This is a genomic window from Bradyrhizobium macuxiense (assembly GCF_001542415.1).
Classification (GTDB): Bacteria; Pseudomonadota; Alphaproteobacteria; order Rhizobiales; family Xanthobacteraceae; genus Bradyrhizobium; species Bradyrhizobium macuxiense.
The window spans coordinates 1-24,277 of sequence record NZ_LNCU01000096.1 but is presented as its reverse complement, the minus strand read 5'-3'; the positions used below and the strand labels follow the sequence as shown (position 1 = coordinate 24,277).

Below are 24,277 nucleotides of genomic sequence, written 5' to 3'. Positions count from 1 at the left end.
GCCTCGGGATAGCTGCCCCGACTTAGGCGGCCTTCGCGGAGGCCGGATCGTCCGGACGCTTGTCGATGACCTTGTCGACGAGACCGAACGACTTGGCGTCCTCGGCGGTGAGGAACTTGTCGCGCTCCAGCGCGTCCTCGATCGCCTTGTAGGTCTGGCCGGTGTGCTTCACGTAAATCTCGTTGAGGCGCTTCTTGAGATTCAGGATCTCCTGCGCGTGCAGCATGATGTCGGTGGCCTGGCCCTGGAAGCCGCCGGAGGGCTGGTGCACCATGATGCGCGAATTCGGCAGCGTGAAGCGCATGTCCTTCTCGCCGGCCGCGAGCAGCAGCGAGCCCATCGAGGCGGCCTGCCCGGTGCACAGCGTCGACACCGGCGGACGGATGAACTGCATCGTGTCGTAGATCGCAAGACCCGATGTCACCACGCCGCCCGGCGAGTTGATGTACATCGAGATTTCCTTCTTCGGGTTCTCGGCCTCGAGGAACAGGAGCTGCGCCACGATCAGCGTCGACATGCCGTCTTCCACCGGACCGGTGACGAAGATGATGCGCTCCTTGAGGAGGCGCGAGAAAATGTCGTAAGCGCGTTCGCCGCGATTGGTCTGCTCGACGACCATCGGCACGAGGTTCATGTAGGTTTCAACGGGATCGCGCATTGGAAGACCCAGGGGTTAGGGGTGATGCAGAACTTTGGCGCAAGCGACTTAGCCAAAGCTTAACCCAGATATAGACCAATTTCCGACCGACAAGACCAGACCGGCACTAGCCACTTGGGCAGGTCGAAGTTCAAGCCGATTCGAACGACCACGCCTAGCGAGGGAGACCCTCGCCAGACGCGCTTTCGCCGTTCATCCTTAACGCGAGGTGCCGCAATCAGGCGGCAGTCTTCTCGGCGTCTTCATCCTTGAACAGCTCTTCCTTGGTGACCTTCTTCTCGGTCACGTTGGCGAGCTCGAGGATGAAGTCGACCACCTTGTCCTCGTAGATCGGGGCGCGAAGCTGGGCCAGCGCCTGCGGGTTGCTGCGATAGTAGTCCCAGACTTCTTTCTCGCGGCCGGGCACCTGTCGGGCACGCTCGATCACGGCGCGCGAGACCTCGTCGTCGGTCACGTTGATCTTGTTCTTCTCGCCGATCTCCGACAGCACGAGGCCGAGGCGGACGCGGCGGTCGGCAATCTTGTGGTACTCCTCCTTGGCCGCCTCCTCGGTGGTGTTCTCGTCGGCAAAGGTCTTGCCGGAGGACTCCATCTCGGACTTGATCGAGTTCCACATCAGGTTGAACTCTTCCTCGACCAGCGACGGCGGCGCCTCGAACTTGTGGCTCTCGTCGAGACGATCGAGCAGCGCGCGCTTCACGCGCTGGCGGGTGGCGCCGGCGAATTCGCCCTTCAGGCGCTCGCGCATCAGCTCCTTCAGCTTGTCCAACGATTCCAGGCCGAGCGTCTTGGCGAACTCGTCGTCGATTGTGGTCTCACCCGGCAGCTCGATCAGCGTCGCACTGGTCTCGAACTCTGCCGGCTGGCCGGCGAGCTTGTCGTTGAGGTAGTTCTTCGGGAAGGAGACCTTCAGCGTGCGGGTCTCGTTCGCGCCGATGCCGATCAGCTGCTCCTCGAAGCCCGGGATGAACTGGCCGGCGCCGATCACAACCTGGATCCCCTCGCCGGTACCGCCCTCGAAGGCCTCGCCGTTGCTGGTGCCCTTGAAGTTGATGGTGACGCGGTCGCCGTTCTCCGCTTTCGCGCCTTCGGCCTTGGCCGTGTACGGACGGTTGCCCTCGGCGATGCGCTTGATAGCGTCGTCAACATCGGCATCGGCGACATCGACCACCGGCCTCTCGACCGAGAAGGTCTTGAAGTCGGCGAGCTGGATCGGCGGCACGACCTCGATCGCGACCGTGTAGGTCAGGTCGGTCTTGCCCGACAGCAGCTCGTCGACTTCCGTCTTCTCGGTCGGCATGGTGATCTTCGGCTCGCCCGCGAGGCGGAAGCCGCGGTCAGTGAAGATCTGCGTGTTGGTGTCGCGGATGGTCTGGTCGATGGTCTCGGCCATGACCGAGCGGCCGTAGAGCTTCTTCAGATGCGCCACCGGCACCTTGCCCGGACGGAAGCCGTTGAGACGGACTTTGTCCTTGAGGTCGACCAGCTTGGCGCCCGCCTTGGCATCGAGATCGGATGCCGGAACGCTGATCTTGAACTCGTGCTTCAATCCCTCGTTGAGGGTCTCGGTGACCTGCATGGTATCAATCTTCTTCCGCTTTCGCCGGCGACCTCACGGTCGTGGCAGTGTTCAATCAAGTCGACGCGCGGCCTTATCAAGCCTGACGCCGGTGGTTCGGTGAACCCGCGGCCCTCAAAAGGGCTCAAGGTTCTCCAAGGAATCGTCATGCAAACGCTGTAAGCGCTTGGTGCGGGCGGAGGGACTCGAACCCCCACAACTTTCGTCACTGGAACCTAAATCCAGCGCGTCTACCAGTTCCGCCACGCCCGCTTGAAAAGCATCCCATCCGACCGCGATGCCGCGGGCGGCCGGGCTTATAGCATGCGCCCGCCAGTTCGCAGCAAAAAAATGGCCGCTTTTGCATAGCCGCCTGCGACTCATCGCGGCTGGACAGACTGAGTTGAAAATGGTCCGCATCGGCCCGATGGCAAGTCCCCAATTCCCCCTCGACCGGCGCCAGCTGGTGACCGCCCTCGGCACCGCAGCGCTCTGCCCGCTCCTGCCCGCGATCGGCGTGGCACAAGGCCGCACGGCCGTGGCCCTGCAGACGAGGACCGATCGCATTTCGCTTCGTCCCGGCGGCCCCGAGACGCCGGTCTGGACCCTTGGCAATGGAGACCTCCGCTTCAAGCGTGGCGAGGTGCTCGACGTCACCTTCAACAACGCGCTGCCGGTCCCGGCGGCGCTGGACTTTCGCGGGCTCGACGGAGTGCCGGCGGCCGAGCCGCTGACCTCACGGGCTCCGGTCCAGGCGGGAGCAAAGGATACCTTCCAGCTTCCGCTTCGACACGCCGGAACCTTCCTCTGCGACGCCGGCCTGCTCGGCGACGGCAGCGCCTCGCCGGCGCGGCCGCGTGCCCTCATCGTCGACAGCACGTCTCCGGTTGCAGTGGATCGCGACCAGGCCCTCGTCATCGAGGAGTGGCGCCTGCGTCAGGATGGGATAGTGACCCCTGCCGGGACAGATCCAAAAGATACGACGTTAATTCATACAGTTAATGGCCAAACCTCATTCGATATCTCGGCCCCTTCCAACGCCCGGCTCAGACTCCGCTTTATCAATGGAAGCCCGCGCAACGTGCTGGCGGTCAAGCTGGAAAACCTTGAGGTCAGGGTGATGGGGATCGACGGCCAGCCGGCCGAACCGTTCGCGGCCCGCAACGGTGCGCTGGTGCTGGCGCCGGGAAGCCGCACGGACGTTTTCGTCGATGCGGTCGGGCCGGCGGGGACGAGTTTCCCGATCCTGCTCCACGACGGCAAGCAGGCCAGGCCGGTCGGCAAATTGACCGTCTCGGCGGAGCCCCCGATCCGCTCAGCGCCGTTCCCGCCCGCCCCGCCGCTTCCGGCCAACGACCTGCCCGCGCAGATCGATCTCAAGAACGCCCAACGCGTCGACCTCGCGCTCGGCACGTCCTCCGATTGGGTCCGGCCGGCCGATTTCAAGCCGACCGCTGCCCCGGCCTTTCAGGCGAAGACCGGCCGTCCGGTCGTGCTGACGATGACCAACCGCGCCGCGACGACCACCGTCTTCCACCTGCACGGTCACCACTTCCGCCTGCTGGATCGGCTCGACGACGGCTGGAAGCCGTTCTGGCTCGACACACTTGCGATCGAGCCCGGCCAGACCCAGCGCATCGCCTTCCTCGCCGAATATCCGGGGCGCTACCTGCTCGAGGCCACCGCGGCTGATTGGGCCGCGCCCCGACTGATCCGATGGTACAGTGTCCAATAAGAACACGAGGAAACGACCATGAGTCAGACAGTTGCAGCGATTCGCGGAGTCCGTGCACGAAGCGTGGTGGTGCCGCTCAAGCGCCCTGTGAAGAACGCCTTCGGCGTGATCGATTCCGGTCCGCTGGTGCTGATCGATGTCGAGACCGATCAGGGCGTTACCGGTCGCACCTACATTTTCGCCTACAGCAAGCTCACGCTGAAACCTCTTTCTTATCTGATCGAGGAGATCGGCCGTGACCTCGCCGGCAAGCCGGTCGCGCCCTTCGACTTGATGAAGGCGATGGACGCCAAGTTTCGCCTGCTCGGCTGGCAAGGCCTGGTCGGCATGGCGGTGTCCGGCCTCGACATGGCCTGCTGGGACGTGCTCGGCCAGCTCGCCGGCCGGCCGCTGGTCGAATTGCTCGGTGGCTCCGCGAAGCCGATCAAGGCCTATGACAGCTACGGCGTGGTCGATCCGGTTGCCGACGAGCGCGCGCTGCGCCGCTCGCTCGACCAGGGCTTCAAGGGCATCAAGATCAAGGGCGGCGACGGCGATGCCGCCAATGACGAGCGCGTGGTCAAGGGCGTGCGCGCCCTGCTCGGCCCCGACATCGCGCTGATGATCGACTTCAACCAGTCGCTCGGTCCGGCGGAGGCAACGCGGCGGATCGCGCGGCTCGCGCCATACGACCTGCACTGGATCGAGGAGCCGGTGCCGCAGGAAAACCTCTCCGGCCACGCCAATGTCCGCGAGACCTCGCCGACGCCGATCCAGGCCGGCGAGAACTGGTGGTTTCCGCGCGGCTTCGCCGAGGCGATCGCGGCGGGCGCGTCCGACTTCATCATGCCCGACGTGATGAAGGTCGGCGGCGTCACCGGCTGGCTGCAGGTCGCAGGCCAGGCCGACGCCGCCTCGATCCCGATGTCGAGCCATCTGTTCGCAGAGGTCAGCGCGCACCTGCTCGCTGTGACGCCGACCGCGCACTGGCTCGAATTCCTCGACTTCGCCGGCGCGATCCTGGCCAATCCAGCGGAGATCGTCGACGGCGCCGTCACCGCGCGCGGTCCCGGCCTCGGCATCGAATGGAACGAGCCGGCGGTCGCGAAATATCTGGTGAGCTAGCCGCGAGCCCGCGGCGGGAGGCGGCCGCTCCGGAAGCAGACGTGCAGTTGCTTTGGTGGGAAGCCTGATAGACTGCCCGTCAGCTTTCAGAGAGGAGCCCCGAGGTCGTGTCAATCTGCCCGCGCATCTCGACCGCCCCATTCGGCGCCTCCGCGCTATTGCCGAGGACCATCCTCGGCTGCCTCATCGGCGCGTGCTTCGCCGGGGCCGCCTTCGGCAAGGATCCCGACGACGACAGCGGCACCTCGACGAATACGACGCCAAACATCTATCTCGATTTGCGAACGACCTACGGAACGGTGCCGGCCGGCACTCTGCCGATCGGCTTCGGCAGCTCGGCCCTGTTCACGGCGCTGCAGTCGTTCGCGCTGGCGAACGGCAGCACGTTTCCGACGAGCGTATCCCTGCCCTCCCGGCAATCCCTCGCCGTCGATCTTCCAATGACGGTTGATGTCACCGACAAGGTCTCGCTCTATGCCGGGATCTCCGGCACGGCGACCTATGGCCCCGCACAGGGTTGGTCGCCCTTCGATGTCACCAGTTGGAACGTCGGGTTTCAGGCGGATCTCTACAGTCAGAATGGCGGCTCGATCCCGACCATCACCTGGCAATCGACGATCACCCAGGCCGTCCCGAATGGGCCGGCTGCGACGACGACCTTCAACAACATTCTCGAGCTTGACTACGCCTTCGATACGGATGAGACGCGCGGCGTGCTGGCGGGCATCCAGGACACCCGCGTCGAGGTGGCGACCACGCTGGCCAGAGTTCATCCGAATATCATCGGCTATGTCGGCGGCTATTATCAGTGGCCGAACAACTGGAAATTCACCGGTCGCGCCGGAGTCCAATATTTTGGCGGTGCGCAGCTGTTGAGCTTCACGCCCATTCGGTCGTTCACCCAGCCCATTCTCCGGCTCGATCTCGATCGGATGGATGACAACGACAACCGCCTCTTTGGAGTCACGGCGGAAATCATGTGGCTGCCGAAGCCCTCCTATCAACTGACGTTGCGAACGCCACTTTATTTCGTGCGCAACTAGAGCAGCTGCCGGGCAATCTCGCTCCCGTTACTCCAGCGAGCCATCCGCGAGAAACATTCGCTTACAATGGGATTGTTCTGTTTGTTGCTCACGAGGCCGCTTCAGCATTGCAAAAGAATGCCGGCCGTTACCGCGCCTCCCGCCCGGCGTCCATCAACAGTCTCGTGAAAATGCGCACACCTCGCGGCACCGCGATGTCCGCATCCAAGCATGACGCAGACATCGCGAGGTTCCGGCATTCGCCGATGTCCGGCTACTTGCTGTTCTACTCCCCGCCGGCCGCGATCCCACCGGGGCTCGGTTGCAGACTGCGCACCTGCGTATGCGACGCCCCGCTGTCCATCAGCTCCGGTCGCAGTTCCTCGAGCGGGCGCTTGCGCGTCTCGATGCCGAGCACCGCAACCGCGATCGCCTGCAGCACCAGCAGCCCGGCCACCACGGATACAACGCCGGTGACGCCGAACCGGGTGAACAGCTCGACCACGATGAACGGCGTCACGATCGACATCAGGCGCCCGGCCGTGTTGCAGATGCCGGATCCGCGCATCCTGAGCTCCGTCGGGAACAGCTCAGGAATGTAGAGACCCCAGGCCAGCGCTAGCATCACCGCAACCGTGAAGACCAGCAGGAAGCCGATCACGACAAAGGCGGTCGGATTGATGAACATCGGATAGATCAGCCCGAGCCCCGCTGCGAGCAGCGACAGCACGATCAGCGACGGCTTGCGATCGATCTTCTCGCCGATCCACATGCCGGCCAGTGTCCCGAACGGACTGCCGAGCGTCATCAGCATCGTGTAACCCAGCGAGGACGACAGGTTGATGCCCTGCTTCACGAAGAAAGTCGGGATCCAAGCGATGAAGCCGTAGACCGCCGTGTTGAGCCCGATCAGGATCAGGCAGCCCACGATGGTCCGCGCGATCAGTGCGCGCGAGAACAGCCGTGTGAAGCGGACGTCGGGGAGCACCGGTGCCGGCTGGTAGGCCGGCGTCGGCAGCATCCCTTCTTTGCCGACCTCCTGCTCGATCGCCGTCAGCACGGTCTCCGCCTCGGCGCCGCGGCCTTGCGTCTCCAGCCAGCGCGGCGATTCCGGCAGCGAGCGCCGCAGGAACCAGACGATCATCGCGCCAATGCCGCACATCGCGAACATCCAGCGCCAGCCGAGATGCGGAATGACGGCCCAGCCCACCAGCGTCGCGACGAACAGCGCGCCATTGGTGCAGGTCGCAAGCGCCGCGCCCCATCGGCCACGCTGCTGCGGCGGGATGAACTCGCTGAGCACGACATAGCCGACCACGATCTCGGCGCCGAGGCCGAGGCCCATCACGAAGCGGGCCGCGATCAGCCAGTTCATCGACGGTGCGAGCGCGGCCGCCAGCGCGCTCAGGCCGAAGATCAACAGATTGGCCTGATAGGCAAACTTGCGGCCGAAGCGGTCGCCGGCGACGCCGGCGAGCCAGGCGCCGATCAGCATTCCGACAAAGGTCGCTGAGATGAAGCGCGCATTATGCTCGAGGTCCGACCAGCCGGACTGCACCAGCGCGCCCAAGATGCTGCCGGCCAGAAAGATCTCGAAGCCGTCGACAAACAGTCCGGCCCCGATCAGCGCGAATATCCGGTAGTGGAATCCAGCGATGGGCAGCCGGTCGAGCCGGCCCCCCGCGTTGACGCCCGTCGTGGTCACTTTAAGCCTCCCCTATTGATGTTTTGTTTTGATCGTTGTTCGCGCCGCCGGTATGTCGGCTGATGTTATCCGGTGGCGGCGCGCGCCTCCGGCCCGGCTTCACGTGACGGCCCGCCCTGCGGCCGCCGCAGGCCGAGATTTTCGCGCAGGGTGTCGCCCGCGTACTCACTCCGGAACAGGTCGCGGCGCTGCAGCTCCGGAACAACCAGGCGCACGAAATCCTCGTAGGTGCCGGGCACGTGCGTCGCGGCGACCACAAAGCCGTCGCAACCGCCTTCGGTGAACCAGCCCTCCATCTGGTCGGCGACCGTCTTCGGCGAACCGACGAAGGTCGGCAACTCGGCGAGCGTGCCCCGGCCGCTGAACTGGACGAAGTCGCGCGGGGTCGGATTGGGCTTGCCGCTGAGATTGACCACGCGGTCGCGGATCGCCTGCAGGCCGCTGATCGACCGCAACTCGTCAACCGTGAATGGCTCGTCCATCGGCTTCGCCGCGAAATCGTAATTGAGCACTTCGGACAGCAAGGTCAGCGCATCGATCGGCTTGGCGAGCCGGTTGATCGCCGCGACCTTGTCCTCGGCTTCGGCCTGGGTTTCGGCGACGACGGGATAGACGGCCGGCGCGATGCTAACATCCCTGCCCGTCTTCGCCAGTGTCCCCTTGAGGTCCGCGTACTGCCTCTTGGCGATGTCGAGATTGGGGTAGATCACGAAGATGAGTTCGCCCCAGCGCGCCGCAAACGTCTTGCCGCGGCCGCTCTGCCCGGCCTGGATGATCACCGGGTGCCCTTGCGGCGAGCGCGGCACTGTAAACGGACCGCGCGACCGGAAGAACCGTCCCTGGTGGTCGAGCCGGTGCACCTTCGCCGGGTCGGCGAACAGGCCGCTCTCGCGGTCGAAAGACACGGCACCATCTTCCCAGCTGTTCCAGTGCCCGAGCACGACTTCCATGAATTCGTCAGCCCGATCGTAACGCAGATCGTGACCGAGATGCTCCTGAGCGCCGAAATTCGCGGCCTCGGAATCGTTCAGCGACGTCACCACGTTCCACGCCGCGCGGCCGTTCAGCAGCAGATCCATCGTCGCGAACACACGCGCGACGTGGAACGGCTCGTAGTAGGTGGTCGAATAGGTTACGCCGATGCCGAGGCGCTCGGTGGCCAGCCCCATCGTCAGCGCCACCGAAACCGGATCGAGCTTTGCCGCGCGCACGCCGTGGCGGATCGTCTCCCTGAAATCATCGCCGAACCGATCCGGAATCGCGAGCCGGTCGTCGAAGAAAGCGAGATGGAATTTGCCCTGCTCCAGCGTGCGGCCGATGCGCTCGTAATAGTCGCGCGAGAACCAGTTCGGCTTCGAGTCCGGATGACGCCAGGAGGCCGGATAGTTCGAGCAATTCTGGGCCTGCAGGAAGCCGATCAGTTTCATCTGCCTGGTCATGGCGTTGTTCTTTCGTGGCAATGGGAGGATCGGGTCGCGTCAGATGACCCCGTCTTTGCGGAGCGAAGCCAGCATCGCCGCGGACGCACCTGCCAGCGAGGTCAGGACCTCGTCGGTGTGCGCGCCGAGCGACACACCGGCGTGCTTGAACTGCGGCGGCGTGCGGGACATGCGCGGGATCGCGCTCGGCACGGCAATGGGGCCGGCGCGCGAGGGCACCTCGGCGATGTTGCCGCGGGCGCGATATTGCGGATCGTCGAAGATGTCGCGGATGCTGTAGATCGGCCCGCACGGCACGTCGTAGCGCTCGCACTCGGCCAGCGTCTGGTCGAGCGGCATGCCGCCGATCCAGTCGGCAACGATGCCGTTGACCTCCGCGCGCCGCGCCAGCCGCGCGGCCATGGTCGCATAGCGCGGGTCGGTCGCAAGATCAGGGCACCGCATCGCCTCCGCCAGCCGCTCGAACATCTTGTCGCTCGAACACGCCAGCGCGACCCATTTGCCGTCGCCGGTCTGATAATGGCTATGCGGCACGACATTGACCGTATCGGCACCGAGGCGTTCCCGGACAAAGCCGGTCTTGGCGAACACTGTCGCCATCTCGTCGAGCAGGCGGAACACGGACTCATAGAGCCCGATATCGACGACCTGCCCATGCCCCGTGGCCTCGGCATGGCGCAGCGCCAGCAGCACGCCCAGCGCACCCCAGAGGCCCGAAATGTAGTCGGCGAGCGAGGTCGAGCCCGGCATCACCGGCTGGCGTCCCGCCTCGCCGGCGAGATAGGCGAGCCCGCTGAAGCCGTGCGCGATCCGCGCAAAGCCCGGCTTGTCGCGCATCGGACCATCCTGCCCGTAGGCGCTAACGCGCAGCATCACGAGCTTCGGATTGATCTCCTTCAACGCCTCGAAGCCGAGCCCCCATTTCTCCAGCGTGCCCGGCCGGAAGTTCTCCAGCACCACGTCCGACTGGCGGACCAGCTCGCGGAACAGCGCGGCGCCGCGCGCGCTGCGCAGGTCGAGCGTCACCGACTTCTTGTTGCGGGCTTCGCTGAGCCAGACATAGGTGTCGCCGCAGTCGCTCGGGGTCCCGAACCGCCGCAGCGGGTCGCCGACACCTGGCTGCTCGATCTTGATCACCTCGGCGCCGAAATCGGACAGCACCGTTCCGCAGAACGGCGCCGCGACGAAGGTCGCGATGTCGAGCACGCGAATTCCGGCCAGCGGCGGCTCATGCGACATCGCGCGCTCCTTCCCTGCCCGCCGCTGCGATAGCCTGCTCGCGGTCGATGATCGCCTGCGCCCGCTTCAGCACCGCGAGATCAATCAGCACGCCGTCCTGCCCGAAGGCGCCGTCACCGCCGGCGCTCGCGGACTGGATCTTTGCGATGATCTCGCGCGCCCACGCCACCTCGCGCGCCGTCGGCGAGAACACCTCGTTGGCAATATCGAGCTGCGACGGATGGATCGCCCACTTGCCCTCGAAGCCGAGCGCCGCCGCCCGCTCGGCGCTGGCGTGGAAGCCGACCGGATCGCCGAAATTCGCATAAGGACCATCGATCGCGCGCAGGCCATGGGCGCGGCACGCATTGGCGATCCGCGCCAGCGCGAAATGCCACTGGTCGTTCCAGTGCATGCGGCGGTCGCCGCGCTCGTCCGCATCGGTGAGAACCGCATAGCGCGGGTCGGAGGCGCCGATGATCTCGCCGCAGGTACGCAGGTCGATCGAATAGTCGCCGACGCCGAAGATGACGGCCTCGAGCCGCTCCGACGCCTGCACGATGTCCTCGACATTGGAGAGGCCGAGCGTGGTCTCGATCAGGATCTCGATGCCGAGCGGCCTCGCGCGGGGATGCTCCCGCTCCAGCCCCGTCAGCAGCGCATCGACGAACCTGACGTCGAATGCGGTCCCGACCTTGGGCACCATGACCAGATCGAGGCGTGGACAGCGGCCGACGATCTCGATGATGTCGCGATGCGCCCATTCGGTATCGAGACCGTTGATCCGCACGGCGAGCGTCTTGGTGCCCCAGTCGATCGTGTTGAGTGCCTCGATCGCGATCTCGCGCGCCTCCGGCTTGCGCGCCGGCGCGACGGCATCTTCCAGATCGAGGAAGATGAAATCGGCGGGGCCGCGCGCGGCGCGCTCGAAGAAGTGCGTCGAGGTTGCGGGCACCGCGAGCTCGGAGCGCTGGACCCGGCGCGTGCGCGGCTTGGGGATTGTGAAGGACATCAGGTGGCACTTTTCTGTATCGCGCCACGGGATCGGCTCCCGCGGCCAACACAATCATGCTAGATGTCCGGCACTGATCTTTCTAACGAGATTATCTTAAGAACTATTCAGTTCTTTCGAACAATGCGAACTCACCGGCCCGGGAGCCCGCAATCGATGTCGCAGATCAATTTCAAGCTGCTGCACATGTTCATCGCCGTCGCGGAGAACAAGAGCTTCCGCCAGGCCTCCGAGCAGCTCAACCGCTCGCAGTCGGCGGTCAGCATGCAGATCAAGCTTCTGGAGGATCAGGTCGGCGCCGCGCTGTTTCACCGCACCACGCGGCGCGTCGAATTGACCGCGGAGGGCCTGCAGCTCCTCACCCATGCGCGGCGCGCGCTCGGCGAGTGGGAGAACGGCTTGCGCGAGATTCGCGAGGTGATCGACATCCAGCGCGGCACCTTGTCGCTGGCCTGCGTTCCGACCATCGCGGCGACCGCGCTGCCGCAGGCGCTGTACGCCTTCCAGGCCAGCTATCCCGGCATCAACATCAACCTGCGGGAGCTTGCGGCAGAAGACATGCTCGACTGCCTCCGTCGCCGGGAGGCCGATTTCGGTATCGGGCCCGAGATGGAAGGCCCGACCGAATTTCAGTTCGCGCCGCTGTTCCGCGACCCGATCTATGCGCTCGCGACGCGCGCCTTTCCGTTCCGCAAACGCAGCGCGGTCGATCTCGCTGAGTTGTCCGCCTATCCGATCCTGCTCAACTCGAAATCGGCCGCGCTGCGGTCAATGCTGGAGCGCGCACTCGCCGTGCGCGGCCTGCAGATGAAGATCAAATTCGAGGTCGAGCACAGCCACACCTTGGGCGCGCTGGCCGGAGCCGGGCTCGGCGTCGGCATCCTGCCGATGATTGCCCTGCCGCGACCGCTGAAGAAGGCCATGCAGGCTTTGCCGATCGTCAACCCTGCGCTGGAACGCACGGTTTGCATCGTCTCGCTGAAGGGACAATCGTTCTCGCCCGCCGCAACCGCGCTGACGGCCACGGTTCAGAAGGTCTTCAAGGCGCGCGCCTGAATCCCTTTCGGGGGCTGATGTCAGTCAGCCTGCGGCGCGAGCGCGCAGAACTGCCCGCCGAAATAGACCAGCGGCGTAACGCCATCGCACTGCTGCACGGCACGAACCTCCCCGATGAAGATCGAGTGAGTGTCGTGCGCGTGCTCGTCGACGAGCTCGCAGTCGAGGCTCGCGAGCGCACTCTTCAGGATCGGCGCCCCTGTGACCAGCGACAGCCATCCGTCCGCGTCCGCGAAGCGATCGTCCCGCTCGATGCCGCGCCGGCCGGCGAACACGTTGGCAAGCTCGGCCTGCTCCGCCCGCAGCAGATTGACGCCGAACGAGGCGGTTCGCCGGATCAACCCATGCGCGCTCGCCGAGCGATTTACGCAGGCAATCAGCCGCGGCGGCGTATCCGACAGCGAGCAGACCGACGTCGCCGTAAGCCCGGTCCTGTCCCCGAACGTACCCGCGGACAGGATCGCCACGGCGCCGGCGTGGTAGCGCATGGCCGTACGGTACGATACGGCATCGACGCCTCCGTTGCGCGCAGCGGCCGTCCGGGAGACGGAGGAAAGCAGGCTGGTGGATCTGATCATCGGCGTGGTCCGCTGGAGGTAACGACGCGAAACGTATAGGCCACGCGCATCGATCGCTTAAACGCAAATATCTAACCGCTTGTTCAGTTCATGCGATCAATCATGCTCACAGCGGCGATGGCAGCCCCTTCACGAGCAGCGACAGCACCGTCGCCCCGGCGATGCGATCCCTGGAGATCTCCGCATAGGCAGGTGAATCAAGAAAGCGCGTCGCTTCAGCTTCGTCAGGAAATTCCATGATCACGACCTTGTCGCGCGTCCACTCGCCGTCGAGAACCTTCGGCCTCTCGTCGGCTGCCAGCAAGCGGCCGTTGAACGCTTTGAAAACCCCGGCAAAGCGGGATTGATAGCGGCGGTAGTATTCTTCCTGCGTGAACTTCACCAGTGCGATCACGTAGACCGTCATTCTTGGTCCTCATGTCTGAAATGGTCCCGTCGGCTCTCACCTCGCGGTGGAATTCAGGCTCGTTTGCGCCGATCTCCCGATCGCTTGGCCGGCCGTGGTATCCTGTCGCCCCTGGCGGCCAACTTCGTCTCCTCCCGCAACATGTTGACGAATGCGCGAAGCCCGGCCGTCATGTGTCGGTGTCCGGGATAATAGAGACGCAGGCCAGGGAATGGCGGCGTCCAGTCTTCAAGCACCGCCTGCATGGTTCCGGCGGCAAGATGCTCCGTGACCCAAAAATCGCTGACGAAGGCCAGTCCCAAGCCTTCGAGGACGGCCTCGACCATCAGACTGTCATTGTCGAGGGTAAGCCTGCCTGGGACATCCACGGCGATCTGCTCGCCGCGCTTTTCGAACTCCCAGCGATAGAGCGAGCCGCCCGGCATCCGCCTGCGAATGCATTCATGTGTGAGCAGATCAAGCGGAGACCGCGGCACCGACGCGCGTGCGAAATAGGCCGGCGCACCGACAACGATGAAGCGCGTATCCGGGCCGCAGGGGATAGCGACCATGTCCTGCGGCACGGCTTCGGCCAGCCGGATACCGGCATCGAAACCTTCCGCGACGATATCGATGGGACGTCCCTCGAGGGTCAATTCAACGTTCATGTCAGGATAGCGCCGCAGATATTTTGCGACGATAGGGCGGAGGATATGGTGCGCGGCGCGCTCCTTCAGATTGATCCGCAGCGTTCCCGCCGGAGTATCGCGAAACGCATTCACATCCTCCACCGCGCCGGCAATCTCGCGCAGCGCGGGACTGACCCTGGCGAGGAAACGCTCTCCCGCTTCCGACAGCGCGACGCTGCGTGTCGTCCGATGGATGAGGCGTACGCCGAGCCGCTTTTCCAGCGCGGCGATGGCATGGCTCAACGCCGAGGGCGAAATGCCGAGCTCGGTCGCGGCCGCGCGGAAACTGCGATGCGCTGAAATCGCGACGACGGCGTTCAACTCGAAAAGGCCAGCATGCTTCATTGTGCGATTTCTTGCATCAGGTCATGCCACTCTATGCCGATTATTGCATGAATCAAGCCGACTATATTCAGCCCGCAATCTGGATCGGAAGGACATCCCCCATGGCAAAGACTTTCCTCATTACAGGCGTCTCGTCGGGCTTCGGCCGCGCGCTCGCCGAGGCTGCATTGAGTGACGGTCATACTGTCGTCGGCACCGTGCGCAGCGAGAACGACAAGCAGAAATTCGAAGCGCTCGGCAAAGGCGTGCACGCGGTGATCCTCGATGTCACCAACACCGAGGCCATCGCGCCCGCGATCGCCGACGTTGAGAACAGGATCGCTCCGATCGACGTTCTGGTGAACAACGCCGGCTATGGCCACGAGGGCATCCTGGAGGAATCATCAATCGACGATCTGCGACGGCAGTTCGAGGTCAATGTCTTCGGCGCGGTGGCGATGATCCAGGCCGTGCTGCCCTTCATGCGCAAGCGACGCGCCGGGCACATCCTCAACATCACGTCGATGGGCGGGATCATGACGTTGCCGGGTCTCAGCTACTATCATGGCAGCAAGTTCGCGCTTGAGGGGATATCCGAGTCCCTTGGCAAGGAAGTCAAAGACCTCGGCATCAAGGTCACCGCGGTCGAGCCAGGCGGCTTCCGCACCGACTGGGCCGGACGATCGATGGTCCGGGCTGGACGATCGATCAGCGACTACGACCCAATCATCGAGCCGATCCGCAAACGCCGCATGGAAATGAGCGGCCGGCAGGTCGGCGACCCCAAGAAGGCCGCGCAGGCGATGCTGAAACTCGCGATGTCGGCTGATCCGCCGGCGCATCTGCTGCTCGGCAGCGATGCCGTGCGGTTAGTCGAGGAAAAAATGAAACTGCTGCAGGCCGAATTCGAGGCTTGGAAGAGCGTTTCGCTCTCCACCGATGTTGCGTGAGCAGCATCAGTCAACACCGGTCCGTCATTGCAAGGCGGGCCGGTGGACGGGCAACTCGGACTGACACGCCTTAAGAATTAGCGCGCGGACGAGCGAACTTCGCCGTCCATCAAACTGCGTCCTCGATGAGCGGCACAGGCCCCGCCGCCCTCACCGGACGGATATCGTCCAGCTCGGCAATCCGGCGGTCGATCGCACCGATCACGTGCTTCGAGAACGGTCCGAAATGCAGGTACAGCGCCATCAGCATCACGATGTAGCGCAGTGCGCCTGGATTGGACTTGGCGACCTCGACAAAGGTCTTCCAGAACGGCTCGCGAACCTCCGGCAGGGCTCGCATGATCTTGTGTACGCCCTCGATGCCGCCAAGCTTCTTGCGCGTGTCGCCATCCGGCAGGTCGCGCCGCCGGTCGGACCGGTCGAGCATGGCGGCAAGCCGCGACAGTCGACCGGCATATGCAGACGGGCTGTACACGTGGCCGAGCACCGCCCTGTAATCCACAAGGATGTCACGAAGCGGACGCTTGGTGTCGAAATTGCAGCCGAGCGTGCATTGGTCGCCCGCCTGCTCGACCTTCATGAGATCATGGCCTTTGTGCAGGCGGCCTTCCTTCGCCAGCCGCCGCGTCAGCTGCGTACCAGGCAGCGCATAGAGCAGTCCAACCATGCAGACTGGAATGCTCGCCTCCTCGATGAAGTCGATCATCGCCTGCGCCATCGAGACTTTCTCGGTATCGAACCCGACGATGAAGCCCGCGGTGACGAACATGCCGTAGTCGTAGATCTTGTGAACGCTCTCGGCGATGTTGCGCCTGGTGTTCTGCTTTTTCTTCATCTCCACGAGAGTCTCCGGATCCGGGCTCTCAATGCCGACGAAAATTCCGAAGAAGTTCGCGTCCTTCATTGCCTGCAGCAGCTCGCTGTCATCAGCGATATTGATCGAGGCTTCGGTCGAGAACTCGAACGGATAGTCTCGCTCTTCCAGCCAGGCCTTGAGCTGCGGCAGCAAGATGCGGAGATTTTTCTTGTTGCCGATGAAATTGTCGTCGACGAAATCGACATGCCCGCGATAACCATGATCATAGAGCGCCTGCAGCTCAGCGAGAATCTGATCGGGGGTCTTGGTCCGCGGCACGCGACCATACAGCTCGATGATATCGCAGAACTCGCAGGTGAACGGGCAGCCGCGCGAATACTGCACCCCAATGAAGAGATAATGATCGAACTTGATCAGATCGTAGCGGGGCATCGGACTTAGCGTGACGTCGATCTTGAATTTCTCGGCAATGAATACGCCCTTGCGCTCGCCGCTTTCCCAGGCGGCGATGAATCGCTCGATGATCTGCTCGGCCTCGCCGATCACCTGGAAGTCCGCGTCCGCGTAGAGATGCGGGCTGGAGGAGACGTCGGGCCCACCGACACATACCGGCTTGCCGTGCAGATGGGCGAGATCGATCAGGTGGAGAAAATCAGGCTGCTGGTTGAGCATGCCGCCGATCATCACGAGATCGGCCCAGTCGAGCTCTGCGTCCCTCAAAGGCTCGGTGTTACGGTTGATGAGACGAATTTCCCAATGCTTCGGCAGCATGGCGGCGACAGTGATCAGTCCAAGCGGCGCTGCCGGATAATTCGCACCGACGAGTTCGCAGGCCTCCGTATAGTTCCAGAACGAGTCCGGTACGAACTTGGGATAGATCATTAGGACACGGCAAGGATGAGTCATGTTGCTCCGGCCTGGACGTTGACGGTCATCATGCTACGCCGCTTGTCGGGGCTCAAGGGTTCGATTTGCCCGTCCATACAGGCACCACAGGTGGTCAAATAGCGTCCGATCGTCGGACGATCGTCCGCCTCGCTGTGAGCCTGGTCCGGTTCGCGGGTTCCGCCTGCGGTCAATATCGTCCCTGCCCGGGCGTGGTGGGCGCACGACGCCGGCCGGCCGCACGCGTCCAGAGATAGCGCACGTCCGGCTCATTCTCCTCATTGCGCTGCCGTCGGTCTGCTCGACCGGGACAAATCCGCCCACCTCATAAAAGCGGCGCGCCGCCGCATTTCGCTGGAAGGTCCACAGTTGCAATCTGTCGGCGCTGTGCATTGCGATATCGACCAGCGCACCGCCGATGCCGCGGCCCTGCGCGGCAGGCAGCACATAGAGCTGCTCGATCCAGTCGTGGTGGAACGCGATCACGCCGCTCATCGCATCGCTGTCGAACGCGCCCCAAAGCGTGCAGACGGCAAGCATCCTTTCGCGATAGAACCAGCGGTCTTCGTCCGGCATATGCAGGCCGGCGAGCCACGGCAGCGCCTGATCGAACGCCGCGCGATGCACGCGCGCGGCCGCGTCCATGTCGGCAAGTTCAAGCCGCCTAATACTCAATCCCGAACTCGTCGTAGAGCCGGCGGAACACGGCCGGCAGCACCTCGGTCAGGTCTTCGGCGATCAGGCCGGGACCGGCTTCGCCCGCGCCCTCGCCGTGCATCCATACGCCGATGCTGGCGGCCTCGAACGCCGTTACGCCCTGCGCCAGGAAGCCTGCGATGATGCCGGACAGCACGTCGCCGGCGCCGGCGGTGGCGAGCCAGGGCGGCGCGTTGGCGGCGATGGTGGCGCGGCCGTCGGGCGACGCAACCACAGTGTCAGCGCCTTTCAGCAGCACCACCGCGCCGGACCGTTCGGCGGCGCCGCGCACCCGCTCGAGCTTCGAGCGGCCGGGATACTTGTTGGAGATGTCGCTGAACAGCCGCGGAAACTCGCCCTCATGTGGCGTCAGCACCACCTGCTGGCCGTCGGAGGCCTTGATCGCCTCGAACAGCCGGTCCGGCGCACTGGCAAAGCTCGTCAGCGCATCGGCATCGAGCACGAGGTGGCGCTGCGCCGACAGCGCGGTGTGGACGAAGTCGCGCGTGCGTGCGCTGACGCCCATACCGGGGCCGATCACGCAGGCATTGAGCCTCTTGTCGCCGAGCAGTTCGGCGAACTGGATCGGGTTGTCGACCGCGCGCACCATCACGGCGGTCAGCGCCGCGGCATTGACCGCCAGCGCATCGCGCGGCGAGGCCACCGTCACGAGGCCGGCGCCGGCGCGCAGTGCCCCGCGCGCGGCGAGCCGAGCCGCGCCGGTCGAGGCGATATCGCCCGACACCACCACCGCATGCCCGCGCGCATATTTGTGGCCGTCGATCCGCGGCACCGGGAACGACCACCGCCAGGCCTCCGGCGCGTTCTCGGCCGTCAGCGGCTTGATCTCATCCAGCACCTGCGGATCGATGCCGATTTCGGCAACCCGCACCTTGCCGCAATGCATCCGGCCCGGCAGCAGCAGATGCCCGGGCTTCTTGCGGAAGAAGGTCACGGTCTCGGTCGCCTGCACCGCAGCGCCCATCACCGCTCCGGTCGAACCGTTGATGCCGCTCGGCAGGTCGACGGCCAGCACCGGTGCGCCGTTGGCATTGATCGCGGCGATCATCTCCAGCGGATCGCCCTTCACGGGCCGGTTGAGCCCGGCACCGAACAACGCGTCGATGATCAGGGCCGGCTTGCCGATGCCCAGCGCCTGCGGGTTGAACGGCAGCACCGGGTATTTCCACCCCTTGGCCGCCAGCGCCGCATCGCCTTGCAGGCTGTCGCGCTCGCAAAGCAGGATGACCGAGACCTCGCGGCCGCGCGCCGCCAGCTCGGCGGCGGCGACAAATCCGTCACCGCCATTGTTGCCGCGGCCGGCGACCACGACGATCGGCCCCTCCTCGACCAGGTCCATCGCCGCCTCGGCAACAGCCTGGCCCGCGCTCATCATCAAGGCGAAGCCGGGCGTTCCGGCTGCGATGGTCAGCCGGTCGGCGCGCTCCATCTCGGTGGTGGTCAGAACGTCCATGCCGAATCCTCAATCTCTTCGCCTTTTCGAGAGGCATTTCCTGTGACGTCCGCGGGGTTTTGACCGCATGATTGCTCACATATTGGTCAATTTGCCTATTCGATAGGCTTGGATATCATGCCCATTGTGGTTCGATATCAACCGACTGCCTGTTAAAAGGCTGATAACGTTCCAAAATCGGGGACCCTGACAAACTGGCATAGACCCTGCTTTTGAGGAAGCCGCTCGCGATGGGCTTCGTGCGACCATTGTGCGAGTTTCCGGTCACGGGCCGGAAGCCATAACACTCGACCAGACTGCGCCCCATGCGCATCGAAGACGACCCTGCAATCTGCAATGCCCGGGAGGCGCTCAGTGAAGAAGATTGAAGCCATCATCAAGCCTTTCAAGCTCGACGAGGTGAAGGAGGCACTCCAGGAGGTCGGACTGCAAGGCATCACCGTCACCGAGGCCAAGGGGTTTGGGCGCCAGAAGGGTCACGCCGAACTCTATCGCGGTGCGGAATACATCGTCGACTTCCTGCCCAAGGTGAAGATCGAGATCGTGATCGGGGACGACCTGGTCGAGAAGGCGATCGACGCGATCCGCCGCGCGGCTCAGACCGGGCGCATTGGCGACGGCAAGATCTTCGTCTCCAACATCGAGGAAGCGATCCGCATCCGGACCGGCGAATCCGGGCTGGACGCTATTTGAGCCCGATGCTATCCGGATTTTGCGACTTCAGAGGAGAAAAAGGGCTGCTTCGGCAGCCTGATTTCGTTTGAGTCGTCACACCAACTCGCCATTCGCGAGAATAAAGTCGCTGAACGCTGGAAACCGACCCGTCAATCCAAAAGGGGTACTCATGAAGACCGCCAAAGACGTCCTGAAATCGATCAAGGACAACGACGTCAAATACGTCGACCTGCGCTTCACCGATCCGCGCGGCAAGTGGCAGCACGTGACCTTCGATGTCAGCATGATCGAAGAGGACACCTTTGCCGAAGGTCAGATGTTCGACGGCTCCTCGATCGCCGGCTGGAAGGCGATCAATGAATCCGACATGTGCCTGATGCCCGACCCGGTCACCGCGACCATCGATCCGTTCTTCGCCGAGACCACCATGGTCATCGTCTGCGACGTACTCGAGCCGACCACCGGCGAGCCCTACAACCGCGACCCGCGCGGCATCGCCAAGAAGGCGGAGGCGATGGTGAAGTCCATGGGCGTGGGCGACACCGTGTTCGTCGGCCCCGAGGCCGAGTTCTTCGTGTTCGACGACGTGCGCTACGCGGCCGACCCCTACAACACCGGTTTCAAGCTCGACTCCTCTGAGCTGCCGATCAATTCCTCCACCGAATATGAGGGCGGCAACCTCGGCCATCGTATCCGCACCAAGGCCGGCTACTTCCCGGTGCCGCCGCAGGACTCCGTGCAGGACATGCGCTCCGAGATGCTCGGCGCTATGGCCAAGATGGGCGTCAAGGTCGAGAAGCATCACCACGAGGTGGCGTCGGCCCAGCACGAGCTCGGCATGAAGTTCGACACGCTGACACTGATGGCCGACCAGATGCAGATCTACAAGTACTGCATCCATCAGGTCGCGCACATCTACGGCAAGACCGCCACCTTCATGCCGAAGCCGGTCTTTGGCGACAACGGCTCGGGCATGCACGTCCACCAGTCGATCTGGAAGGACGGCAAGCCGACCTTCGCCGGCAACAAATATGCCGACCTGTCGGAGACCTGCCTGCACTACATCGGCGGTATCATCAAGCACGCCAAGGCGATCAACGCCTTCACCAACCCGTCGACCAACTCCTACAAGCGTCTGGTCCCAGGCTATGAAGCCCCCGTGCTGCTCGCCTATTCCGCGCGCAACCGCTCGGCGTCCTGCCGCATCCCCTATACGGCGAATCCGAAGGCCAAGCGCGTCGAGGTGCGTTTCCCCGATCCGATGGCCAACCCCTATCTCGGCTTCGCCGCGATGCTGATGGCCGGCCTCGACGGCATCAAGAACAAGATCGATCCGGGTCCGGCGATGGACAAGGACCTTTACGACCTGCCGAAGGAAGAGCTGAAGCAGATCCCGACCGTCTGCGGCTCGCTCCGCGAGGCGCTGGAGAACCTCGACAAGGACCGCGCGTTCCTCAAGAACGGTGGCGTGTTCGACGACGACTTCATCGACGCGTTCATTGAGCTGAAGATGACCGAGGTCGCCCGTTTCGAAATGACCCCGCACCCGGTCGAGTTCGAGATGTACTACTCACTGTAAGCCTGAAAGGCTGCAGAGATGCAAAAGGCGCTTCCGATGGAAGCGCCTTTTGTTTTTGTGAAGGATGGGACCCTGTAGGATGGATCGCTCCGCTCTACCATCCTACGCTGAGGCTACACCCGGAACAGCTTCGCGTACCTGGCCTTGATCTCCTCGCTCTGCGCCTGCACCTGGGCGGGATCGGCCTTGAGCATCTTCAGCTTGGCGAGCGGCACGTGCTCGGCCTTCTCCTTCACCTCTGCGTGGAACGAGCGGTGTGCGAACTCGTCGGCCAGCATCTGCTGGGTCTCGGCGCTGAAGAAGAAACTCTGGAACAGCTTTGCCGCATTCGGGTTCGGCGCGCTCTTGAAGATGCCGCTCGGCACGATGATCAGCGGCGCGCCTTCGGCCGGATGCACTACCTCGACCGGCTTGCCCTGGTCCTTGGCCAGCACGAGATTGTAGTCGTTGCCGTCGGCCATCACGGCGCGCTCGCCGAGCAGGATCTTCTTCGGCGGATCGGCCGCCGACTGCACCTGCATCACGCGCTGCTGCGCGAGCTTCTCCAGATACGGCCAGCCGAGATCGCGCACCAGCACGAAGGTCGCGGTCAGGATCGCGCCGCTGTAGCTCGGGTGACCCTTGACCAGCTTGCCGCGCCATTTCGGATCGAGCAGATCGGCGTAGCTCTTCGGCGCCTCCTCCGGCTTCACCTGCTCGGTGTTGTAGCCGATCACCTCGAACCACGCGCAGGACGTCGCATAGGTCCCATCAGGATCGATCTGATCGGCCGGAAAATGCTTGACGACATCTTCAGGCATGTAGGCCGCGAGCCAGTCGTTCTTCTTCCAATCGAGATAATGCGCGGGGTCCGTGGAGTTGGCGACGTCAACCGCATGGATGCCGCTGCCCTGCTCCTGGGCGATGCGCTGGAAAATGCGCTCGGCGCCGGAACGCTCGACGCGGACGTTGATCCCGGGATATTTCTGCTCGAACGCGCGCGCGAGCCGTTCGGCCGTGTTCAGTTCAAGCGCGCTGTAGTAAGAGACCTTGCCCTCCTTCTGCGCCGCCGCGATCAGCTCCGGCGTCACTACGGATGCCGGCGGCGCGGCCGCCCTCAAGGGTTCGGCGAACAGCACCCCCGCCGCGGTGGCGGCCGATGCCTTGAGCCAGTCGCGTCTCGACCACTTGCGGTTCCGCATCGCACACTCCCTGAATCGGGCCGTTGGCCGGCCGCATCTTTGTCGCGAAAGCATAGCGCGTAGATGGGTGGAGCGAAGCGATACCTATCATCCCGGCCGCTGTGAGAGCGATGGGTTTCGCTTCGCTCTACCCATCCTCATATGGGGATTTGTAAGTCAAGGCTGTGGGCCAGGGTTGCGTGGCGAGAGGGGGGGGCGCGCGGAGCCATGCGTAGCGCAGCGCGCCATGTGGGCTCGTGGCAGGGATTGGCTTCCGAAGATTTCTGCAGCTCACTGCATCACCTCATATCCGGTCGGATTGCTTGATCCGTACCCACCTTCCGCATGCTTGCGGCGAGGAAGCCTGGCGAGGATGAGACCCATCTACGAAGCGGCGGTTGAGGCCCTAGCATTACAGTTGTGTTTTCTGAGAGTTTCTGAATCCATGGGCAACCATGATTCGAAGATTGTGGGCGCAGGCAGCGTCAGTTGAAGAGACGCTTGCGTTGTGGGCTGCGTCGCTTCGGGAGGTTAAGAAGCGGATACGTCCGCTGTTCGGGCAAGAACGTGTTGCGAGGAACGCGGGCCTGTTTCTGGAAGGTCTGCTCGGTGATGAGCAACGCAAGACCGGTTGGATGCGCGCGGAGGCCGCTGGCGATCCTGGTCCTTGGCGGCAACAGGCGATCTTGGGTCGCAGCGATTGGGATGCCGATGCCTTGCGCGATATTGTCCGCGACTATGTGATGGAGCATTTGGCAGACGACGATGCGGTCCTCGTCATCGACGAGACCGGCTTTCTCAAACAGGGGAAGGCGTCGTGCGGCGTGGCGCGGCAATACACCGGTTCGGCAGGCAAGATTACGAACTGCCAGATCGGCGTGTTCGCTACCTACGTTTCGCGTCATGGCCATGCGTTCATCGATCGCGCATTATATCTTCCGAAGGAATGGACCGACGATCCAGATCGCCTGGAAGCCACATACGTGCCTGCCGACGTCGGTTTTGCGACCAAGCCAAAGCTTGCGACGAGAATGATCGCACGGGCGATAGCGGCGTCTGTCCCATTCAACTGGGTTGCCGGCGATACCGTTTACGGTGTTGGCGACCTCGAACAGCAATTGCGTCGGGCCGGCAAGGGCTACGTGCTTGGGGTCAACAGCGCTCATGTATTCCGATCCTGGGGCAAGCGACCGCCGGTCGCCGGGACGGCTGCGGAACTCGCCCGGACGCGACGCCCATCCGACTGGAAGCGCCTGTCGGCCGGTGCCGGAACCAAAGGACCGCGGCTGCACGATTGGTGTTATCTCGAACTAGCCGATCTCGATGCCGAAGAATTCAACAGCGTCGATCAAGGTCTTTGGACACGCGGTCTGCTGATCCGGCGTCGTATCGCTGATGATGACCTCGCCTTCTTCTCGACCTGGTGCCCGGCAGGAACATCAATTGAAACGCTGGTCGCGGTCGAAGGCCATCGATGGGCGATCGAAGACAGCTTTGAAACTGCGAAAAACGAATTCGGGCTCGATCACAACGAGAGCAGATCCTGGCATGGCTGGCA

General features: G+C 63.8%; 21 protein-coding genes and 1 tRNA gene. 8 read left to right on the top strand and 14 right to left on the bottom strand.

Features of this window, described 5'->3' with window-relative positions:
- Positions 1–22: 22 nt before the first annotated feature.
- From AS156_RS28630 to AS156_RS28620, 3 genes are all read right to left on the bottom strand, one after another.
- Positions 23–658, bottom strand: coding sequence for an ATP-dependent Clp protease proteolytic subunit (locus AS156_RS28630; protein WP_066511745.1), 636 nt, complete (start codon positions 656–658; stop codon positions 23–25).
- 217 nt (positions 659–875) lie between these two features.
- Positions 876–2,237 (bottom strand): trigger factor, encoded by a 1,362-nt coding sequence (gene tig, locus AS156_RS28625; protein WP_066511743.1) that lies wholly within the window; start codon positions 2,235–2,237, stop codon positions 876–878.
- 167 nt (positions 2,238–2,404) lie between these two features.
- Positions 2,405–2,489, bottom strand: a tRNA-Leu gene (locus AS156_RS28620).
- A 25-nt stretch (positions 2,490–2,514) separates the two neighbouring features.
- Here AS156_RS28620 and AS156_RS28615 point away from each other — a divergent pair.
- The 3 genes from AS156_RS28615 (at position 2,515) to AS156_RS28605 (ending at position 6,098) form a co-directional block, all read left to right on the top strand.
- Positions 2,515–3,951: a multicopper oxidase family protein gene (locus AS156_RS28615; RefSeq protein ID WP_245313107.1), complete on the top strand. Its 1,437-nt coding sequence runs from the start codon at positions 2,515–2,517 to the stop codon at positions 3,949–3,951.
- A gap of 18 nt (positions 3,952–3,969) precedes the next feature.
- On the top strand, positions 3,970–5,055 hold the full coding sequence (locus AS156_RS28610; RefSeq protein WP_066511735.1) for an enolase C-terminal domain-like protein: 1,086 nt from the start codon (positions 3,970–3,972) through the stop codon (positions 5,053–5,055).
- A 107-nt stretch (positions 5,056–5,162) separates the two neighbouring features.
- Complete coding sequence (locus AS156_RS28605) at positions 5,163–6,098, top strand: hypothetical protein (RefSeq protein ID WP_347336654.1); 936 nt, start codon at positions 5,163–5,165, stop codon at positions 6,096–6,098.
- Between the two features lie 265 nt (positions 6,099–6,363).
- On the opposite strand, the gene AS156_RS28600 is transcribed toward AS156_RS28605, so the two are convergent.
- The 4 genes from AS156_RS28600 to AS156_RS28585 all read right to left on the bottom strand — a co-directional run bounded on the left by AS156_RS28600 (position 6,364) and on the right by AS156_RS28585 (position 11,451).
- The gene (locus tag AS156_RS28600) at positions 6,364–7,782 is read right to left on the bottom strand and encodes an MFS transporter (protein ID WP_066511731.1); all 1,419 of its coding nucleotides are present in this window, start codon (positions 7,780–7,782) and stop codon (positions 6,364–6,366) included.
- 65 nt (positions 7,783–7,847) lie between these two features.
- Positions 7,848–9,221, bottom strand: coding sequence for an LLM class flavin-dependent oxidoreductase (locus tag AS156_RS28595; protein ID WP_066511729.1), 1,374 nt, complete (start codon positions 9,219–9,221; stop codon positions 7,848–7,850).
- A 39-nt stretch (positions 9,222–9,260) separates the two neighbouring features.
- On the bottom strand, positions 9,261–10,460 hold the full coding sequence (locus tag AS156_RS28590; protein WP_066511727.1) for a CaiB/BaiF CoA transferase family protein: 1,200 nt from the start codon (positions 10,458–10,460) through the stop codon (positions 9,261–9,263).
- On the bottom strand, positions 10,450–11,451 hold the full coding sequence (locus tag AS156_RS28585; protein ID WP_066511725.1) for an HpcH/HpaI aldolase/citrate lyase family protein: 1,002 nt from the start codon (positions 11,449–11,451) through the stop codon (positions 10,450–10,452). Before AS156_RS28585 ends, AS156_RS28590 begins: the two co-directional genes overlap by 11 nt.
- A 156-nt stretch (positions 11,452–11,607) precedes the next feature.
- Here AS156_RS28585 and AS156_RS28580 point away from each other — a divergent pair, with 156 nt between their 5' ends.
- Entirely contained in the window at positions 11,608–12,507 is a 900-nt protein-coding gene (locus tag AS156_RS28580; RefSeq protein WP_066511722.1) for a LysR family transcriptional regulator, read from the top strand.
- Between the two features lie 20 nt (positions 12,508–12,527).
- On the opposite strand, the gene AS156_RS28575 is transcribed toward AS156_RS28580, so the two are convergent.
- From AS156_RS28575 to AS156_RS28565, 3 genes are all read right to left on the bottom strand, one after another.
- Positions 12,528–13,085, bottom strand: coding sequence for a flavin reductase family protein (locus tag AS156_RS28575; protein ID WP_066511719.1), 558 nt, complete (start codon positions 13,083–13,085; stop codon positions 12,528–12,530).
- Positions 13,086–13,191: 106 nt separating this feature from the next.
- The gene (locus tag AS156_RS28570) at positions 13,192–13,491 is read right to left on the bottom strand and encodes a DUF1330 domain-containing protein (RefSeq protein ID WP_066511716.1); all 300 of its coding nucleotides are present in this window, start codon (positions 13,489–13,491) and stop codon (positions 13,192–13,194) included.
- Between the two features lie 53 nt (positions 13,492–13,544).
- Entirely contained in the window at positions 13,545–14,504 is a 960-nt protein-coding gene (locus tag AS156_RS28565) for a LysR family transcriptional regulator (RefSeq protein WP_066511713.1), read from the bottom strand.
- 101 nt (positions 14,505–14,605) lie between these two features.
- Between AS156_RS28565 and AS156_RS28560 the strand changes: the two genes are divergently transcribed.
- Complete coding sequence (locus tag AS156_RS28560) at positions 14,606–15,433, top strand: oxidoreductase (RefSeq protein WP_066511835.1); 828 nt, start codon at positions 14,606–14,608, stop codon at positions 15,431–15,433.
- Between the two features lie 109 nt (positions 15,434–15,542).
- Here the strand turns inward: AS156_RS28560 and AS156_RS28555 are convergent, their stop codons facing one another.
- The 3 genes from AS156_RS28555 to AS156_RS28545 are packed head-to-tail and all read right to left on the bottom strand — an operon-like array spanning position 15,543 to position 19,305.
- The gene (locus tag AS156_RS28555) at positions 15,543–17,156 is read right to left on the bottom strand and encodes a B12-binding domain-containing radical SAM protein (protein ID WP_066511710.1); all 1,614 of its coding nucleotides are present in this window, start codon (positions 17,154–17,156) and stop codon (positions 15,543–15,545) included.
- Between the two features lie 33 nt (positions 17,157–17,189).
- Complete coding sequence (locus AS156_RS28550) at positions 17,190–17,780, bottom strand: GNAT family N-acetyltransferase (RefSeq protein WP_347336653.1); 591 nt, start codon at positions 17,778–17,780, stop codon at positions 17,190–17,192.
- A gap of 19 nt (positions 17,781–17,799) precedes the next feature.
- On the bottom strand, positions 17,800–19,305 hold the full coding sequence (locus AS156_RS28545; RefSeq protein WP_066511708.1) for a bifunctional ADP-dependent NAD(P)H-hydrate dehydratase/NAD(P)H-hydrate epimerase: 1,506 nt from the start codon (positions 19,303–19,305) through the stop codon (positions 17,800–17,802).
- A gap of 354 nt (positions 19,306–19,659) precedes the next feature.
- Between AS156_RS28545 and AS156_RS28540 the strand changes: the two genes are divergently transcribed.
- Entirely contained in the window at positions 19,660–19,998 is a 339-nt protein-coding gene (locus AS156_RS28540; protein WP_011441447.1) for a P-II family nitrogen regulator, read from the top strand.
- Positions 19,999–20,149: 151 nt separating this feature from the next.
- The gene (glnA, locus tag AS156_RS28535) at positions 20,150–21,559 is read left to right on the top strand and encodes a type I glutamate--ammonia ligase (protein WP_066511706.1); all 1,410 of its coding nucleotides are present in this window, start codon (positions 20,150–20,152) and stop codon (positions 21,557–21,559) included.
- Between the two features lie 113 nt (positions 21,560–21,672).
- Here glnA and AS156_RS28530 read toward each other — a convergent pair whose 3' ends face one another.
- On the bottom strand, positions 21,673–22,740 hold the full coding sequence (locus tag AS156_RS28530; protein ID WP_066511703.1) for an extracellular solute-binding protein: 1,068 nt from the start codon (positions 22,738–22,740) through the stop codon (positions 21,673–21,675).
- Between the two features lie 434 nt (positions 22,741–23,174).
- On the opposite strand from AS156_RS28530, the gene AS156_RS28525 reads away from it, so the two are divergent.
- The coding region (locus tag AS156_RS28525; RefSeq protein ID WP_066500704.1) for an IS701 family transposase at positions 23,175–24,277 on the top strand (1,103 nt) is incomplete at its 3' end.